Below are 17,104 nucleotides of genomic sequence, written 5' to 3' on the forward strand. Positions count from 1 at the left end.
AGTACCAAATTTGGTATATAGTTTTTCATCTAGTTTGACTCGCTATTCAATGTTTGAGGACATGGGTTCTCAGGCAAAACCAAAGCATCAAAGTCATAGTCCATGGCTTTAAATAAGCGTTCTTTACCCAAACGGTAATAGAGTGCGCGATAAATTGAGTTGGCGTACAGTTGTGCTGGGGTTTCGTCGATCCTGCCTTCCGATTGCAATTGCTGAGCACATTTCTCGAAAGCAACGATACTGTTGTATTTGGTAGTTGCGTCTTCTTTAGAGATCTCAATCGTCTCTGCCTCTTCGAGTCCCAATGTATGGAGGTCGGCATATTCTAGACTGACCGCCAGAGCCAGTTGGACAATGTCAGGGTGTTCATATTTTTCAAGCACCGATGCTTTGTAACTGTCTCTGATGCCATCGTTATCGCTATCCACACCATGAATAGTGTCTGGTGATTTAGGGTTTACGTTGGGATCTGGATCTTCAACGGGCGTTGAAGGTTCAAGGTTAAAGTCTTCGAGTAATCGCCATGTGCTGGATTCGCTTGGGTATTCGCCCTTAACCCACCACTTGGCTAGGTACACATCACCGTTGTAATTGACGACAGAGCCTCCCACATAGGCTTGTTCATGTGCATACATCGCTACATTCGTACTATCAAGATGTATCCAGCCATCCCATGAAATGTTGTTCACCTCGGGCGCTGTACCTTGGCTCCAATGAGACGCAACGAATGACTCACCGTTATGGTTGACAATGTCGCTGGTACTGTATGCAGTGTCTTTGTCCCACGGCACGGACGCGAGCGCACTGGTTGATAGACTCAATCCTATGGTTAACGCAACTAACTGCTTGTTCATAATTCTTCCTTAAAAGTGATTTAAATGCCTTCTTTACAAGATGAGTAGCTACTAACAGAGTCCAACGGTTGTTCGTATTCATCAAATAGAAAAATGGTGTCGCCGGAGTTGTTGGGCGTTACCCCGGATGGAATGGTGATGGTCAATTCACTGCGTGATGGTAGGCTGGCTTCAAGTACACTCGTGCTCTGACTTGCATCTGGTAGGAGCGAACCAACCATCGTTATTAACGGAATGTATAAACCCAATAATCGCATGGAGTACCTCACAATCTAAGATGGCGGATACTTTATGCAAACTGGTTTATCTAGCCTTAAAATGAACGTAATATTGCGAGTAATCTTGAATTATATCTTTTTTACAAATCAGTCAGTTACTTTGCGATTGTTAATCCACTCTAAGTGAGAGGCCTTTGGTGTTTTTATCGTCATTAAAACGTTCGTGTAACTGGGTGTCTAAACGGATGACTACCCGAGAACACAGTGTATTGATATTCGTGATGCAACTAATTTATCCTTGCCACTAGACTTAGACAGAAATTAATTGGAGCAAATTTCGGCTGCATCAAGTGTAACTAAAATGTCAGCCAGCACGGAAAATGGTTTAGGTACTGGCTGAATTTTCGTGGTTAAACGATTTTAGGTTGGCCGTCGGAAGCGGTAGCGCCACCATCGACGGGTAAATTGACACCATTGATAAACGATGCATCGTCGCTGGCTAAAAAGGCCACTGCGGCGGCAATTTCGCTCGGTTCTGCGGCGCGTCCTAGAGCGATGCGCTCGTTAAATTTATCTCTAATCTCTTGCGACCAACCATTGGTCATATTGGTTTTAACTAAGCTTGGGCACACGGCGTTAATTCGCACGCCAGCGGCACCGTGGTCTAGCGCCATGGCGCGAGTGAGGTTGACTACCGCGCCTTTACTGGCGCAGTAAAATGCGGCACCCCAGTCGCCACCTAAGCCAGAGACTGAAGCGGTGTTGACTATGGTCCCCTGTGTTTTTAGCAACTCAGGTAAGGCAAATTTAGAGCAATACACGACGCCATCAATATTCACCGCTGATATTTTCTTCCAATCTTCAACGCTGCTTTCTAAGACGGAGCCGGGGATGTGGATGCCCGCATTGTTGACTAAAATGTCGAGCTTACCGAAGCGCGATACGGCGTTATCGATCATGGCTTTTACTTTTTTAGGGTCGGAGACGTCAATCACTTGCGCCGCGACGCGTGTTGAGTCAAAAGCTTCGATGGCGGTGGCGAGCTGCTCTTCATTCCAGTCGGCCAGTACTACATTGGCCCCTTCATCATATAAACGCTGTGCTATCGCAAAGCCGATGCCGTTTGCGGCACCTGTGACTAAAGCGACTTTATGGGTTAAACCATTCATATTGTTTCTCCTTCGATATGCTCAAAAATTGGATCTCGATTTTCTTGTGTTCGGGGTAGCATCAACTTGTAGTTGTCACTGTAATCAACGGGAATAGCGATGACAGCAGGTCCTTGAGTTTCCATGGCTTGATGCAGCATAGGCATCAGTTGATGACGTTCGGTCACGGCAAAGCCTTGCGCGCCAAATGATTCGGCATACGCTTTAAAGTCTATTGGGCCAAATTTTATTCCGGACGGGCGTTGATACTTTTTCATCTCTTGTATCTCGACCATGTTGTAGGCGTTATCGACCCAGATGATATGTACGATGTTGCATTTTAGGCGGACGGCCGTTTCTAACTCCATGCTTGATTGCATGAAGCCGCCATCACCAGAAACAGAGACCACTTTGGTGCTGGGTTTAAGCAGGTTTGCACCAATCGCCCAAGGTAGGGCAACGCCCATAGTTTGCTGACCATTTGAAATCAGCATTTGACGGGCGCGAAAACAGCTTAAATAGCGCGCAATCCAGATATGGAAGCTGCCCATATCCAGACACAAGGTGGTGTCTGGGGTAATAATGGATTGCATCGCTTTGATTAAGGTTAATGGATGAAACCCATGCTGAGATTGACGAGTAGGGTAGGATTTTATTATCTGCCGCTGTTGTGCCACTTCCTCTAAAATCGATAAGGCTTTGGGAGAGAGGCGTGCGAAATTGGTGACACAATCGATCATATCATCCAGTGATTGAACGATATTGCCGACAATTTCCACACAAGGTTGGTAATTGAGCTGATACTCTGCTGGTTCAATGTCTAAGTGGATGATTGGGGACTGTTTTGCGTTCCAAAGTTCTGGGTCGTACTCGATGGGGTTAAAACCAATAGTGACAATCAGGTCAGCATCTTGCAGCAATACATCTCCGGGCTGATTGTTAAATAAACCTACGCGGCCAGCGAAATGGTGATAATAGTTAATATCAACTGCCCCAGCGGCTTGATAGGTTCCGACTACAGGCAGTTGAGTGGTGCGCAAAAAACGGCTGATGGCTTGAGCATTTTCAGCGCGACTGGCGTGTAAGCCGAGTAAGACGACGCAGCGCTGTGACCGCTCGATTCGGGTAATGGCTTCTTCGATCGCTTCTGGGCTGGCTTGGCTTGAATGAGCATTACGTGATGGAACAATAATATCAGTGAGAGTGTGGTCGGATAACACATCTTGGGGAATGCTAACGAAACACGCCCCCGGCCGGCCTGATTCTGCTGTGCGAAAGGCATTGGCCATCACTTCGCTGGCGGCATCAACATGTTGAATTTCTGCACTGGATTTTGTGATAGAGCGGAAAATACTGACGGTATCCATACTCTGGTGCGTTTGCTTTTGTTGATCTGCTCGTTTGACCGCGCCGCCGATAGCGACCAGCGGGTCACCTTCTGAATTGGCAGTGGCAACCCCTGAAACCAAGTTGCCACAGCCCGGGCCTGAGGTCACCATGGTGACTCCAGCTTTGCCGGTTAAACGGCCGATGACGCCGGCCATAAAGGCCGCATTGGCTTCGTGACGCACTGGGATCATTTGAATATTGGTGTCTTCAATGGCGTCAAATAACCGATCAATTTTGGCCCCCGGAATGCCAAAAATATAGCGGACACCCAAAGATTCCAGCTGTTGAGCGATTAATTGAGCGCCATTTCTAGTGGTAGGTTTTGTATTCATTTTTATACCCTTATTGTTGACTGACGTTGACACTTCTTCACGAAGTGGTGGTGCTATCTGGCGGCTTTTTTCAATTCAATTATTTTTCTCCTGTTCAGCGCTATTTTTCCGCTTTTTCAATCGCGGTTCGGATGTCATTGGGAGCTAGGTTGGCTTTAAGGAAATCTAGCGAAGTCGGGGTATCAATTACCAAGCGCGATACTTTGCCAATTTGCAAAAAGCCCGACGAAATAGAGTAGTCCTGTATGTGGCCGCCGCCTTTTCTATCTTCGGTAATGAAATGTTCGTGATACCCCGGAACGTTAATACCTGTGGTGTACTGCGGGCTTCTAAAACCGGCGATAACGCCTTGTTTGAAGGTGAAATTAAATGTGGGCTGCTCTTTTACAACATCCAACATTGGGCGAAATGGGCGAGTTTGACGCGGCACGGTACGCGTTCTGACAAACTGATATAAACCGTCAATGCGTACTGCGCAGAAAATATTGTCACTGGGTACTAGCTCATCAATCAGATGATGAACGTCAGCACGAGACATTTTAGAGGTGATAGGAACTTCGACATCAGGAGTGAAAAAAGTCATGACGGCGAAGGGGGTTTGCTGCGCTAAGTGTGCGGGGTTAGCCGAACCATCGGCTTTTAATTGGAAAACCTCTTTATCAAACGCAATGAGCTCACCGTCTAATTGATTGAATGTGCCCAAGCCAAAATCGCCATGTTGCAGCAGTTGTTCAACTGTTGTTGCGCCTTCATAAACGCCAGCAATCAACGCACTCATCAACGAAGTTTGGTAAATCTCTCCATCACCCGTTACATGATGATATTCAGCAAACTCTTTTGCTACATCGAGAGAACAAGCACAAAGCGGAGTGTAGAATCCACGCATGAGAATAACCATTTATGCAATAAAGTGTATATTTAGATTGACTTCTCCACGTGGCTAAATCCAATATAAATAAGATTTATTTCTATATGGAAAAGATATGGAGTTTCGCTATCTCAAGTATTTTGTGGCGGTGGCACAAACTCGCCATTTCACACGAGCGGCTGAAGTGTTAGGTATTGCTCAACCACCGTTGAGCCAGCAGATAAAGAAATTGGAGCATGAGCTCGATACGCTGTTATTCAAGCGTTTACCACGTGGGGTAGAGCTGACCGAGGCTGGGCAAATGTTTTATGTCGATGCGGTCACCATCTTAAATGATGTGGATCGAGCGAAGGCGAAAGTAAAACAGCTGGCGCGTGGAGAAAAAAATGAAGTGCGGATGGGCTTTGCGACTTCGGTTGCGATGAATACCCAAATATTATCCCGAGTGCGGGAGATAAGGGACAGTTTTTCAAACGTGAATCTCACCGCGGTTGAGCAAGCGATGCCAGAGTTGGTTGAGCAGTTGAAAGCTAAGCAGTTGGATATAGCATTGGTGCGTTTACCTTGTTATGCCAGTGAGTCTTTACAGCGGGTGGTTTTATTTGAAGAGCCTTTTGTGGCGGTGATCCCTTCAGGGCATCCCTTGGTTGGAAAAGATCGCCTTACTTTAGTTCAGTTAAAAAATGAGCACGTTTTGTTGTTTCCTCGTGAAACGGGGCCAGCATTGCATGATGGTATGAAAGCGCTGTTTGACGATGTGGGTATCCGTGTCGATCAACGTTTTTCGGCTCCACAGTTGAGGTCGATGGTTGCAATGGCTCAAGCGGGATTTGGCGTAGCTGTTGTACCCCAATCACTGGCTGAACATATCGATGATTCTGCCGTGATCACTCCCATCGAGGAGATGCCTTTTAACAGCCAAATTGCGGTGCTTTGGGAAGCCAGTAACTTAAATAAGCATGTGCTTAAGGTGGTGAAGGCATTAAGTCACCCAAAATAACATCCCCAGCATGATGATACTGGGGATGAAGCGTGCCAAAGTGGTAAGGTTAATCACGCTTACTTAGCGAGTTGAATGCAAAAACTCCACTGCTTTATCGGGATAGTCCGTAAATAAACCATCCACTTTTACCGTGTTGTAGAACACATCGAGCATCCCATCAAAGCTGTCGGCATAAGGTGCAATGCGATCGGGCTCTGCGCGGAAGGTATAAGGGTGAACGACTAACCCTGCGGTTTTAGCGGCTTTCATCAATGGCTTGATGATGATGTTTTCTTTGGTTGAAGCATCGTCAACCAACATAGGTTTCCACGGGCCAATGCCATCGGCGTAGGTGGCGACTTGCTTCATGCCGTTTGCTTCGAACATCCAATCATAGCTGTATGGCTGTGCTTGGTCGCCATCATAGATCATGGTCTCATTCCAATCGGTGTAGGCCATCAATTGAACCAGTTTGAGGTCCATGTTCATTGCTGGAAGCAGTTCATCATTAATGCGTTTTAGCTCGATAGGATCAAAACATTGCAGATAAACGTTCGACTCTTGACTGTCGTAACCATATTCCTTCAGCATTTTCAGTACCGCTTTACTGATGTCTTTCCCTTCATGGCGGTGGAACCAAGGCGCTTTGATTTCTGGATAAATACCAATATCGTAACCGAGCGTTTTGTTCAGCCCTTGGATCAGCTCGATCTCTTCCGCTAAGGTTGGGACGGTGAAGTCTGATTTCCAAAGAGGGAAACGGTTGGGGAAACCAGCGGTTTTATTGCCTTTGTCATCGATATTAAAACCTTCAGTTACGCGCAGGCTTTTGATCTCTGCCAGCGTAAAATCGATGGCGTAATAGCGGCCATCACCACGTGCACGGTCAGGGAAACGCTCTGCAACGTCAGTGACGCGGTCAAGATAGTGATCGTGCAGAACCACCAATTGGTCATCCTTGGTCATCACGACATCTTGTTCAATAAAATCAGGCTTCATGCCGTAAGCAAGCGCTTTGGCTTCAAGGGTATGTTCAGGCAGATAACCGGAAGCGCCGCGATGGGCTATCACCAATGGTTCTGCTTGAACCCACGCCGAGCTGGCTAAAGTAGCCATGGAAAGTGCGAGTAGTGTCAGTTTCATATTGTTATCCTTAAAAATTCCCCCTGACGTTGCAGGGGGAGAGTTTTGATTCAAAGTGAACAGTGCGTAACGCAAATTCAACACATTTAGGTGTCAGATTTATGATGGCGTTGACGCTTTTTCTTCCGCAAGTCTGTCTTTTTCTTTATGGTGAGCACGCTCGCCAATGTAGGCATACAGCAGACAAAGGATAGAAATACCGCATGAAGCGACTAGGATCATAAAGCCGCCATCCCAACCAAAGTGGTCAACGGTGTAACCCAATACTGCATTTGCCGCTACTGCGCCGCCGAGATAACCAAATAAACCTGTTAAACCTGCTGCGGTACCTGCCGCTTTTTTCGGAGCCAGTTCCAGTGCGTATAAACCAATCAGCATTACTGGGCCATAAATTAAGAAACCAATCGCAATAAGAGCCGCCATGTCGATACCTGGGTTACCGGCAGGGTTAAACCAGTAAATGAGTACCGCAAAAGTAACGAGAACCATGAATAAGATGCCCGCAGGTGCACGACGGCCTTTGAATACTTTGTCGGATATCCAACCACACAATAGCGTTCCCGGAATACCTGCCCACTCATACAAGAAGTACGCCCAAGAAGATTTATCAACGGTGAACTCTTTAGCTTCTTTCAAATAAACAGGAGCCCAGTCCAATACGCCATAACGAATGAGATACACAAAAGCGTTGGCAATAGCGATAGACCACAACAATTTGTTAGAGAAAACGTACTTAAAGAAGATTTCCTTCGCGGTCATCTCATTCTCATGAGATTTATCGTAGTCGTCTGGGTAGTCATCTTTATACTCTTCAATCGGTGGTAAACCACAAGATTGCGGCGTATCGCGCAGCGTCATCCAAATGAAAATGGCAACTAAGGTTGCAAAAAAGGCAGGAACGTAAAATGCGGCGCGCCAGTCATCGTTAAATGCCCAAAGACCAAACAAGAAAAGGGGACCAATTAAGCCACCGCCGACGTTGTGGGCTACGTTCCATACAGAAACAATTTCCCCACGTTCTTTACGTGACCACCAGTGAACCATGGTACGGCCACACGCAGGCCAGCCCATACCTTGGAACCAACCGTTTAAGAACAGCAAAATAAACATCGCAGTAATGCTGCCTGTTGCCCACGGCATAAAACCGAAACAGAACATCACTAACGCAGACATTAAAAGGCCTGCACTTAAGAAGTAGCGTGGGTTAGAGCGGTCAGAAACACTCCCCATTAAGAATTTAGATAAGCCATAAGCAATCGATACGGCGGCAAGAGCTACCCCGAGATCACCGCGGCTAAAACCTTGGTCAATCAAATAAGGCATCGCCAAACTAAAGTTCTTACGAACAAGGTAGTAGCCTGCGTAGCCGAAGAAAATACTGATGAATAACTGCCAGCGCAAGCGGCTATAAGTGCTATCGAGCCGCTCAGTAGCGAGCCTCTCGATATGCGCTTGGGGTTTAAAGATACCAAACATAGTTGACCTCATTAATGTAGTGCGATGGTTCTAAAGCTCGAACGATAAAAAATGTTTCATTCGAAAGAGAACGGCATTGTCGTGTGCAACTGAATGTATTTCTGTGACAAATGTTACAAGGGAATTAATTTGTGCATAAAAACAAATGATTAGTTTTCATTTTTTCATGGTTAGTGCCATTAAATTGAGATGTAATCGTTTTCACTTTTGTTCGCGAGATGTTTGTTTTTGGTTGTTTTGTCGTCAATTAAATCGCAGATAAGGAAAGTTGGCAAAAATTGTTAAACCATGAAGTCACTCGAAACTCACTGTGAGTTCAATGATTCATATCCTTTTTGATTGGAAAGAGAGTGGCAAAATAAGCAAATAGTCCAGTATTCCTACTCAGATTTGACACTGTCTATTGATAATTCTTGCTAGCTTTGATTGGCAATTCATGTGTTACAGAGTGTCGTTCTGTGGCATTGATGCTAATAATACAAAAAGGAAGAATGATGAATAATTTTAATAAAGTCAGTGTGTTGGGTTTACTTTCATTGAGCGGATTGCTTTCTGCTCATGCACAAGCTCATGGTTGGGTTGAATTTCCGAGCGCGCGGCAAAATACCTGTTACCTAGATGGTGGTTTCTGGAGTAATACGATCCCTAATGCAGCATGCCAAGCGGCTTTTGATCAGTCCGGAGCTTATCCTTTTGTACAACGCAATGAAGTGGCGGCTAATGTGGCAAATTATCGTGACATGGCTCATGTTCAAGCTGTTGTTCGCGACGGCTTGTTGTGCTCCGCAGGCAGCAACGCGAAAGCAGGGTTAGATGTTGCTTCACCTCATTGGCAAAAAACGGCCGTGAATTTAGATGCTAATCAACAAATCGAATTAGTCTTTAATGCTACCGCGCCACATAACCCCTCTTATTGGGAGTTTTATCTCTCTAAACCGACTTATACTGGTGAGGCCCCATTAACTTGGGATGATCTGGATCTTATTGATACCAAAGGTAATATCACCGTAGGGACGGATAAAAAATATCGCATCAAGATTACCCTACCCGCCGATAGAAGTGGTGATGCAGTGCTTTATACCCGCTGGCAACGTATTGATGCCGCGGGCGAAGGTTTTTATAACTGCAGTGATATTAGTTTTAGCGGTGGTGGATCAAACCCAACGGATCCGACAGACCCATCAGAACCTGCGCAGAATCTCAGCGATCTTGGTGGTTATCTTTCACAAGGTTTTGGTCCTGTTGAATCTGGCGATACGGTTCGTTTGCGTACCTTCGATGCCAATGGCAATGAAACGACCGATATCAGCTTAGCGATTTCAGCCAATAATACAGCAACGTGGCCAGCGGAAATGGCAGGTCAGTTTAACCAAGTAAAAAAAGGGGAGTGGTTTATTGGTATTTGGCACCAAGAAATGAATCACTATATGTACGATAGCCAGAATGTGTATGCTAACCGTGTGTTTGCTCCAAACGCGACTTACAGTTATCAGCTTTCTTTGCTAAAAGAGGAAACGCCACAGCCACCTGTCCCAGATAATGCTTGGAATGCGACTAAAATTTATACGTCCGGTGATGTCGTTATGCACAATCAGCAAACTTGGACCGCGCAGTGGTGGACAAAAAATGAAGAGCCCGGAACTACGGGTGAATGGGGCGTATGGCGATAGTATTAAATAACTATAGTATCGAGTAGTAAAAAGAGGCCATGGCCTCTTTTTACTCTTTAACTCTCTGGTTTAATCATTGCTTATGAGATGAGGTTATTCACACAATTTGCCTTGTTTTGCTGGTTGGGTTAACAAGTAATCACCTTCTAAACTGCGATAGATTATCGCATTCCAAATGCTGCCATCATCCATTTCAAACTCAATGGCATAATTCACCCCGTTAACCACTTGTGAGCGGACATCGATAATGTCTTTTAATTGTGCATTGCTCTCCATTTGTGCTAAAGCGCTCTTCAACGCTTCTTTAGCTTCGTCGGTAATTTCTGTCGCTTGCCAACCTCCCGGCATCAACTCGCTTGCACAGATGGGTGACGGTACGGCATCTGTTTCCGTCACCATCACGGTGGGTTCTAGAGCCTTAGTACTTTCTGTTTGCGTTTGTTGATCACACCCCGCTAACGCGAGCAAACCAAATAGAGGTAAAAGAAATCGTTTCATTGAGTTGTCCTTTGTTTTTAGAAAAGCAGAAAGGGTTAATCTGAGGAGTTCATATTAACAATTGTGGTGTGAGGAGTCCGTCAAGCTCTGTTAGGTGCGTGATAAATTATGATGATATTTTCTGACAATAAAACGCTATTACTATTTCTTACCAATATTGTCAGTTTTTAACCATAAATAACAAAGCCATTTCAACGTTAGGCTAGGTGTGATGCACATAAAAAACGCATTACATGACTGTGTGTTTTTATGCCTAGAAAAGTGATCAAGGTTGCAGAGTTGTAAGCTGATCGGCGATAAATTTTACAAATTGATTTCCATCAAAAAAGTGTGGTTTTTATGTGCTACTGTGCGCGCAAATAAAAACTATTACCCCGCCCTACAAAAAGGAAATCACAATGAAAAAAACACTTTGCGGCCTTGCCGTGCTTTCTGCTCTTGTTTCTACGAATGTTTTTGCCCACAAAGAAGGTGACTTTCTTGTGCGTGCCGGTCTTGCCGCTGTGGTGCCCAATGATAGCAGCGATGGTATTTTAGGCTCAAATGAAGAGCTTGCTGTGGACTCAAACGTTCAGCTTGGCTTAACAATAGGCTATATGATCACCGACAATATTAGCTTTGAAGTGTTAGCGGCTACACCTTTTAGCCATACTATTTCAACCAATCTTTTGAACTTAGGTGACATTGCTGAAACAAAACATCTACCGCCGACTTTTATGTTGCAATACTACTTTGGTGAAGCGTCATCGAAATTCCGTCCTTATGTTGGAGCGGGCATTAACTACACCATGTTCTTCGATGAAGGTTTTAATGGAAAAAATACCGATTTAACGAATCTCAAACTCAAAGATTCTTGGGGCCTAGCGGCCAATGCAGGATTTGATTATATGCTCAACGAACAGTGGTTTTTGAATGCGTCAGTTTGGTATGCCGATATTGAAACTGAAGCGACTTATAAGTTTGGCGGCATTGAGCAAAAAACCGATGTGACCATTGATCCTTGGGTATTTATGATAGGCGCTGGTTATAAGTTTTAGTGGTAGCAAGGTGATTAATAGAAGGCAGCGAGCGCTGCCTTTTTCAATTTCAAGCAAAAATTATATTGATAGTTATGTGCACTATTAAATGTACATATAATTATCATTTATGTTTATCTTGTTGATATTAAATTTAATTATTATAAGAATTCTTCGAGTTATTTTGGCTATTGTCTTTTTTGTGACCATTTTATTTGACGCTCGTTTTGCACTATTTTTCCGTGCTACTGGCGAGGTTGGTTTTCTTGATCCATTTTCAATGAGCGAATCATTCGCAGTCACGTCGCTGGTGGTTGATTGGATGTAAGTCGTCAGCGGATGCTAATAATAACTCTCTAGGATTGAGAAATGAAAAAAGTACAACGTCAAATGAAGTGGCTATTCCTCGCAGCCTCTATCAGCGCAGCACTACCAGTATCAGCCGCGAAAATGGTGCAGGTTGATGATCCAAGTCTACTAGAACAAGCTTTATCCATGCAGGCTCGCAGTATTGTGCCAACACAAAATGGCTTTCAGGTGGTAAAAAGCGTCACTCTACCTAATGGTAAAGTCAAAGTTCGTTACCAGCAGATGTATCATGGTTTACCGGTCTTTAATACGTCAGTCGTAGCAACGCAAACTGAGAAAGGTATCGGCCAAGTTTACGGCATGATGGCGCAGCAAATTGATTCTGATGTGGTAAGTACTTCACCACAAGTTGAACAAAAGCAGGCGGTTAGTATTGCACTTACGCATTACCAACAACAAAACCCATCACTAACGAGTGCGGATCTTGTTACAGAAAACGAGCGTGCTCAATTGATGGTGCGTTTGGACGAAAACCAAATGGCTCAAATGGTTTATTTAGTCGACTTCTTTGTTGCAAGCAATGAGCCTGCACGGCCATTTTTCTTTATTGATGCGAACTCTGGTGACGTATTACAAACTTGGGAAGGGTTAAACCATGCAGAGGCGACGGGTACTGGACCTGGTGGAAATCAGAAGACAGGTTTTTATCAGTACGGAACAGATTTCCCAGGGTTAGTGATAAATAAAGTAGGCAACACCTGTAGCATGGTGAATAGCGCTGTAAAAACCGTGGATATGAAGCATGCGACATCGGGTGGTTCAACGTTCAGCTATTCATGTACCGACGCGAGTAATTACAACGATTACAAAGCGATTAATGGCGCTTATTCACCGCTTAATGACGCACACTACTTTGGTAAAGTGGTGTTCGATATGTACAAAGACTGGATGAACACCACTCCATTAACCTTCCAGCTAACTATGCGTGTGCATTATGATAGCAACTATGAAAACGCCTTCTGGAACGGATCGTCCATGACCTTTGGTGATGGCCAAAATACATTTTATCCATTAGTGGATATCAACGTCAGCGCGCATGAAGTGAGCCACGGCTTTACCGAGCAGAACTCAGGGCTTGTTTACCAAAATATGTCTGGTGGTATCAATGAAGCGTTCTCTGATATTGCTGGGGAAGCGGCTGAATTTTATATGAAAGGCAGCGTTGACTGGGTGGTCGGGAGCGACATTTTCAAATCTTCCGGTGGCTTACGTTATTTTGATCAACCGTCAAAAGATGGCCGTTCTATCGATCACGCTTCTCAATACTACAATGGATTAAATGTTCACTATTCAAGTGGTGTATTTAATCGCGCGTATTATTTGCTAGCCAACAAGGCCAATTGGTCGGTTCGTAAAGGTTTTGAAGTGTTCACCGTCGCTAACCAGTTATATTGGACAGCAAACAGTACCTTTGACCAAGGTGGATGTGGCGTCGCAAAAGCGGCACAAGACTTAGGTTATAACAAAGCGGATGTGGTTGATGCCTTTAACCAAGTGGGCGTAAATGCTAGCTGTGGCGTAGTGCCTCCAACGGAGAATGTGCTAGAAAAAGGCAAACCAGTAATAGGGTTACAAGGTACGCGAAGCTCGGAAGCCTTCTATACCTTTACGGTCGCAAGCTCAACCAGCGCTAAAGTTTCGATCAGTTTGGGCTCAGGTGATGCTGATTTGTATGTCAAAGCCGGCAGCAAACCAACCACTTCTTCGTGGGATTGTCGCCCTTACAAATCGGGTAACAATGAACAGTGCACAATTTCTGCAACACCAGGAACCACCTACCATGTGATGCTCAAAGGCTATAGTAACTACAGTGGTGTAACGTTAAGACTGGATTAATTATCTTTATTGATTAAATTTAAAGGGGCACGAGTCAGTGCCCCTTTGTTATGTAGGAGTGTATTCAACGATAGGTTGTTCAACAACCACGGTGTTTGTTTCTAGTCTTTTCTTGCCAGCTTCTCCACCTCCACAAATTCGCCTTGTCTTAAGCATCGAAACACCGATTTGTTGTTATGGCTTGCTATCGATATAACCACAGCACTTTTGTTATATGTAGTGTGAAAATGTCGTTAGATAAATTGATGGACGCAATTGCCGATCAAGGTTGGTACATATGGGATGACTTTTTAACACCAGAGCAAACCAAAAACCTACGAGCGTGTACGCCACCGCAGTTACAAGTGGCGCGAATTGGCAGGCACGATGCCTTGCAATTAGAGGTTGAAATACGCAACGATAAAATCCAGTGGATTGAAAACAGCATGGGCCTGCCTGTGCAAGACTATTTGCAACGTATGGAGCAAATTCGCGAAGAGGTTAACCGCCACTTTTTTCTTGGGCTATTTGAATATGAAGCTCATTTTGCCAAATATGAAATAGGAGCATTCTACCAAAAACACCTCGACGCCTTTACAGGCAACGCCAGCCGAAAACTGACGACGGTATTTTATATGAATGATCGGTGGTGTGGTGCTGATGCAGGTGAGTTGGTTATTTACGATGTTGAAGATCAGTATCTCGCGACGGTTGCGCCGATAGCGGGGCGTTTACTGGTCTTTTTATCCGAACGTTTTCCGCATGAAGTACAACCTACCAATGCTGAGCGTTTCAGCATCGCTGGGTGGTTTCGCATTAATGGCGTGACGGGCAACAAGCTCGATATTGCCAGTTAACGCAAAGCTAATAAGTAAGCGTGGCTTTTGTGCTGCCACGCTCTTTTATCAGTCAAATTTGATCAGGGTAAAATGAGGATGTGAGCTTAATGCCTCCATCATCAATAAGGCATTGGTTTCAATTAAGTGTTCACTTTGTTCATTTTTCAACACAATGCACTCTTGTTGGTGTTCATTGCGCAGAGTGTCCATCGCGGTGCCTGAATAGGTAATACCATTTTTTAAAGTGAGCTTGACGGGCAAATGAAACAAACACGCGAGCTCAATGTAATCATATTGACTGCAAGTGACCATTATTCACTCCTATGACGTTACGCGGGCTTATTAAGATACGCGTTTTGCAAAATGTACATGCGCTTTACATCACGATATTGGCCATTAATAAAGAATTCTTCAACTAAGTGCCCTTCCTCAACAAAGCCGGCTTTTTGGTATAAATGGATGGCTTTTTCGTTTTCCGTCGACACATGCAGGTAGATTTTGTGTAGGTTCAAAATGGTGAAAGAGTAGTCTAAGGCTTTGTTGATCAAGGTTTGTGCAAACCCTTTTCCTTGGTGCTCTGGCGTGATGATGATCTGAAACTCGCCACTGCGGTGAATGTAATCAATTTCAATTAATTCAACGAGACCGATCAGTTCCTTATCTCGGTTCTCAACCACAAACCGACGCTCGGCGTTATCGTGAATGTGCTTGTTGTACAGCTCTTCCAGTTCATCAAAAGATTCATAAGGCTCTTCAAACCAGTAAGACATAATGTTGCGGTTGTTATTGAGATCATGGATAAAGCGTAAGTCACCGCGCTCTAACGCTCTTAATGATAATTGATTATTCATAGCAAACCTTCATTGAACTAAGGCATTCATCTTATGCCGACTTTGTTGCAATACAAGTGGTTAGTCAGCAATTTTTTAAAATGCGTATGCTTACGTCTTGTGATCTGATGCCACGAGATGAATCAGTTCGGTCAGTTTGTTGATGCTTTCCTGCCATGCCATGTTGTCTTCAAAGTTCGCTACACTGAAACGAATACAGTGTTGGAATTGCCCCTGTGTTGCAAAAAGATGCCCCGGCAGGAGGCTGATTTTGTTTTGCAGGCCACGTTGATAAAGCTCAAAACTATCGATGAATGGCGGAAGTGTCAGCCAGCATAAAAATGAACCTTCAGGCCGGCTTAATTGAAACTGCCCTTGCAGCGACGGGTAGTGATTGAGCGAGGTGGTGAGCAATTTGGCAAAGCGCTGCTGGTTCAGTTGGTAAGTGCGGCGCATTTTGGCTAGATGTTGACGGTACTTACCACTTTCGAGAAATTCCGCTACGGCTGATTGGATTAAATTCAAGCTGCCCATATTCTCGCTGAGCAATATCTTTTCTATTTGTGCTTGATACTTTCCCGCGATGATCCAACCGATCCTCAGCCGTGAATCCAAGGTTTTGGAGAGCGAATTGATGTAAATAACGCGGCCTTTGCCATCCAACATCTTCAAACAAGGTATCGGCTTTTGAAAATACAGGCCACCAAACACATCATCTTCAATAATTGGTGTATCACCACTGACAGCCAAAAGCTGTTTACGTTTTTCCAGAGGCATTTGTGAACCGGTTGGGTTGTTAAAATTAGGCGTGACGAGAATCGCCTTAATCGGCCATTGAGATAGCGCTTGTTCGAGGGCGCTGATGTCGATGCCTTCGACACTATGGCTGGGGATCTCCACCACTTTTAAGCCTAATGATTCAAGCAACAGCAGCGTGCCAAAATAACAAGGTGACTCAACGGCCACAATGTCTTCGCGCTTGGTTAATGCACGAAATGCGAGGCTGATGGCCTGCTGACCGCCATGCGTAATGGCGATTTCTTGTGCTTTGATTTGTAGGCCCAAATCTTGCGATATTTTTAGCAGTTGTTTGACTAAATGGCTATTACCTGGCGGTAGCTGATAGTGGCTAGGAATGTGCGTTTGCTGGCGGCTGTGGCGGCCAATTTCTGCATACAAACTACGAATCGCGGCGCTTTGCGTATTAGGATGCGCTGAACCTGCGGGCATGTGATGTTTCATTGTGGGTTGAACCAAAATTGATTTAGATAAAGAGAGCAGGTCAATGCTATTGGGTTGTGGCAGCGGAATCTCCAAAGGGGTTACAGCACCTTGGACTCGATAGCCTGAACGAGGCTGAGAGTAGACGACATTCATCGCTTCTAACTCTTGATAAGCACGAATAACGGTATTTTTGCTGACAGACAGTTGTTCGCATAGCTGGCGAATGGAAGGCATTTTATCGTGTGCGTGGAATAAACCATCGTCGATGGTCTGCTTAAGATGACGTTTTACCTCAGTATATTTAGGTTCAGTATATTTAGGATCCGTGTTTTTAAGCTTACTTTTCATTCTGTACCCACTAAATTATTCAAATCTGTGCCTTTTGCGAATAACTGTACCCAAATAAAGTAGCAGCATAGAATCGATTGTGGCT

17 protein-coding genes are annotated in these 17,104 nt (G+C 44.7%); 6 read left to right on the top strand and 11 right to left on the bottom strand.

Annotated elements, in window-relative coordinates:
* Window positions 1-29 precede the first annotated feature (29 nt).
* The 5 genes from NB504_RS09400 to budA form a co-directional block, all read right to left on the bottom strand.
* Window positions 30-854, bottom strand: coding sequence for a carbohydrate-binding protein (locus tag NB504_RS09400; protein WP_094133788.1), 825 nt, complete (start codon window positions 852-854; stop codon window positions 30-32).
* A 20-nt stretch (window positions 855-874) separates the two neighbouring features.
* Entirely contained in the window at window positions 875-1,111 is a 237-nt protein-coding gene (locus NB504_RS09405; RefSeq protein ID WP_094133787.1) for a hypothetical protein, read from the bottom strand.
* Window positions 1,112-1,482: 371 nt separating this feature from the next.
* Window positions 1,483-2,241, bottom strand: a complete 759-nt coding sequence (locus tag NB504_RS09410; RefSeq protein WP_013868131.1) for an SDR family NAD(P)-dependent oxidoreductase — start codon at window positions 2,239-2,241, stop codon at window positions 1,483-1,485.
* A complete protein-coding gene (alsS, locus tag NB504_RS09415; RefSeq protein ID WP_170899026.1) occupies window positions 2,238-3,941 on the bottom strand; it encodes an acetolactate synthase AlsS in 1,704 nt (567 codons plus the stop codon). Before alsS ends, NB504_RS09410 begins: the two co-directional genes overlap by 4 nt.
* Before the next feature lie 100 nt (window positions 3,942-4,041).
* Entirely contained in the window at window positions 4,042-4,839 is a 798-nt protein-coding gene (gene budA / locus NB504_RS09420; protein WP_069212237.1) for an acetolactate decarboxylase, read from the bottom strand.
* Between the two features lie 85 nt (window positions 4,840-4,924).
* On the opposite strand from budA, the gene NB504_RS09425 reads away from it, so the two are divergent.
* Window positions 4,925-5,809, top strand: coding sequence for a LysR family transcriptional regulator (locus tag NB504_RS09425; RefSeq protein ID WP_258428722.1), 885 nt, complete (start codon window positions 4,925-4,927; stop codon window positions 5,807-5,809).
* Between the two features lie 63 nt (window positions 5,810-5,872).
* Here the strand turns inward: NB504_RS09425 and glpQ are convergent, their stop codons facing one another.
* Window positions 5,873-6,934, bottom strand: coding sequence for a glycerophosphodiester phosphodiesterase (gene glpQ, locus NB504_RS09430; RefSeq protein ID WP_026028651.1), 1,062 nt, complete (start codon window positions 6,932-6,934; stop codon window positions 5,873-5,875).
* Window positions 6,935-7,033: 99 nt separating this feature from the next.
* Window positions 7,034-8,410, bottom strand: coding sequence for a glycerol-3-phosphate transporter (gene glpT / locus NB504_RS09435; protein ID WP_069212239.1), 1,377 nt, complete (start codon window positions 8,408-8,410; stop codon window positions 7,034-7,036).
* Window positions 8,411-8,904: 494 nt separating this feature from the next.
* Here glpT and NB504_RS09440 point away from each other — a divergent pair, with 494 nt between their 5' ends.
* On the top strand, window positions 8,905-10,080 hold the full coding sequence (locus NB504_RS09440; RefSeq protein ID WP_094125092.1) for a lytic polysaccharide monooxygenase: 1,176 nt from the start codon (window positions 8,905-8,907) through the stop codon (window positions 10,078-10,080).
* Between the two features lie 93 nt (window positions 10,081-10,173).
* Here the strand turns inward: NB504_RS09440 and NB504_RS09445 are convergent, their stop codons facing one another.
* A complete protein-coding gene (locus tag NB504_RS09445; protein ID WP_258428723.1) occupies window positions 10,174-10,578 on the bottom strand; it encodes a cystatin domain-containing protein in 405 nt (134 codons plus the stop codon).
* A 398-nt stretch (window positions 10,579-10,976) separates the two neighbouring features.
* Here NB504_RS09445 and ompW point away from each other — a divergent pair, with 398 nt between their 5' ends.
* From ompW to NB504_RS09465, 4 genes are all read left to right on the top strand, one after another.
* Window positions 10,977-11,615 (top strand): outer membrane protein OmpW, encoded by a 639-nt coding sequence (gene ompW / locus NB504_RS09450; protein ID WP_258428724.1) that lies wholly within the window; start codon window positions 10,977-10,979, stop codon window positions 11,613-11,615.
* A gap of 163 nt (window positions 11,616-11,778) precedes the next feature.
* Window positions 11,779-11,922 carry a hypothetical protein gene (locus NB504_RS09455; RefSeq protein WP_019281242.1) on the top strand — a complete coding sequence of 48 codons (144 nt, stop codon included), beginning with the start codon at window positions 11,779-11,781 and terminating at the stop codon, window positions 11,920-11,922.
* A gap of 41 nt (window positions 11,923-11,963) precedes the next feature.
* Window positions 11,964-13,799, top strand: a complete 1,836-nt coding sequence (gene empA, locus NB504_RS09460; RefSeq protein ID WP_094163326.1) for a zinc metalloprotease EmpA — start codon at window positions 11,964-11,966, stop codon at window positions 13,797-13,799.
* 227 nt (window positions 13,800-14,026) lie between these two features.
* Window positions 14,027-14,635 (top strand): 2OG-Fe(II) oxygenase, encoded by a 609-nt coding sequence (locus NB504_RS09465; RefSeq protein WP_174223888.1) that lies wholly within the window; start codon window positions 14,027-14,029, stop codon window positions 14,633-14,635.
* Window positions 14,636-14,683: 48 nt separating this feature from the next.
* On the opposite strand, the gene NB504_RS09470 is transcribed toward NB504_RS09465, so the two are convergent.
* The 3 genes from NB504_RS09470 to NB504_RS09480 all read right to left on the bottom strand — a co-directional run bounded on the left by NB504_RS09470 (window position 14,684) and on the right by NB504_RS09480 (window position 17,019).
* Window positions 14,684-14,929 (bottom strand): Rho-binding antiterminator, encoded by a 246-nt coding sequence (locus NB504_RS09470; protein ID WP_013868119.1) that lies wholly within the window; start codon window positions 14,927-14,929, stop codon window positions 14,684-14,686.
* A gap of 17 nt (window positions 14,930-14,946) precedes the next feature.
* Window positions 14,947-15,468, bottom strand: a complete 522-nt coding sequence (speG, locus tag NB504_RS09475; RefSeq protein ID WP_013868118.1) for a spermidine N1-acetyltransferase — start codon at window positions 15,466-15,468, stop codon at window positions 14,947-14,949.
* Window positions 15,469-15,558: 90 nt separating this feature from the next.
* The gene (locus NB504_RS09480) at window positions 15,559-17,019 is read right to left on the bottom strand and encodes a PLP-dependent aminotransferase family protein (protein ID WP_258428730.1); all 1,461 of its coding nucleotides are present in this window, start codon (window positions 17,017-17,019) and stop codon (window positions 15,559-15,561) included.
* Window positions 17,020-17,104 lie beyond the last annotated feature (85 nt).

The sequence above is a fragment of the Vibrio sp. RM-69-4 genome (genome assembly GCF_024743775.1).
Taxonomy (GTDB): domain Bacteria; phylum Pseudomonadota; class Gammaproteobacteria; order Enterobacterales; family Vibrionaceae; genus Vibrio; species Vibrio anguillarum.

Coding starts and splice junctions, on each gene's coding strand:
- NB504_RS09400 (WP_094133788.1), bottom strand. CDS start 854: ATGAACAAGCAGTTAGTTGCGTTAACCATAGGATTGAGTCTATCAACC.
- NB504_RS09405 (WP_094133787.1), bottom strand. CDS start 1,111: ATGCGATTATTGGGTTTATACATTCCGTTAATAACGATGGTTGGTTCG.
- NB504_RS09410 (WP_013868131.1), bottom strand. CDS start 2,241: ATGAATGGTTTAACCCATAAAGTCGCTTTAGTCACAGGTGCCGCAAAC.
- alsS (WP_170899026.1), bottom strand. CDS start 3,941: ATGAATACAAAACCTACCACTAGAAATGGCGCTCAATTAATCGCTCAA.
- budA (WP_069212237.1), bottom strand. CDS start 4,839: ATGGTTATTCTCATGCGTGGATTCTACACTCCGCTTTGTGCTTGTTCT.
- NB504_RS09425 (WP_258428722.1), top strand. CDS start 4,925: ATGGAGTTTCGCTATCTCAAGTATTTTGTGGCGGTGGCACAAACTCGC.
- glpQ (WP_026028651.1), bottom strand. CDS start 6,934: ATGAAACTGACACTACTCGCACTTTCCATGGCTACTTTAGCCAGCTCG.
- glpT (WP_069212239.1), bottom strand. CDS start 8,410: ATGTTTGGTATCTTTAAACCCCAAGCGCATATCGAGAGGCTCGCTACT.
- NB504_RS09440 (WP_094125092.1), top strand. CDS start 8,905: ATGAATAATTTTAATAAAGTCAGTGTGTTGGGTTTACTTTCATTGAGC.
- NB504_RS09445 (WP_258428723.1), bottom strand. CDS start 10,578: ATGAAACGATTTCTTTTACCTCTATTTGGTTTGCTCGCGTTAGCGGGG.
- ompW (WP_258428724.1), top strand. CDS start 10,977: ATGAAAAAAACACTTTGCGGCCTTGCCGTGCTTTCTGCTCTTGTTTCT.
- empA (WP_094163326.1), top strand. CDS start 11,964: ATGAAAAAAGTACAACGTCAAATGAAGTGGCTATTCCTCGCAGCCTCT.
- NB504_RS09465 (WP_174223888.1), top strand. CDS start 14,027: ATGTCGTTAGATAAATTGATGGACGCAATTGCCGATCAAGGTTGGTAC.
- NB504_RS09470 (WP_013868119.1), bottom strand. CDS start 14,929: ATGGTCACTTGCAGTCAATATGATTACATTGAGCTCGCGTGTTTGTTT.
- speG (WP_013868118.1), bottom strand. CDS start 15,468: ATGAATAATCAATTATCATTAAGAGCGTTAGAGCGCGGTGACTTACGC.
- NB504_RS09480 (WP_258428730.1), bottom strand. CDS start 17,019: ATGAAAAGTAAGCTTAAAAACACGGATCCTAAATATACTGAACCTAAA.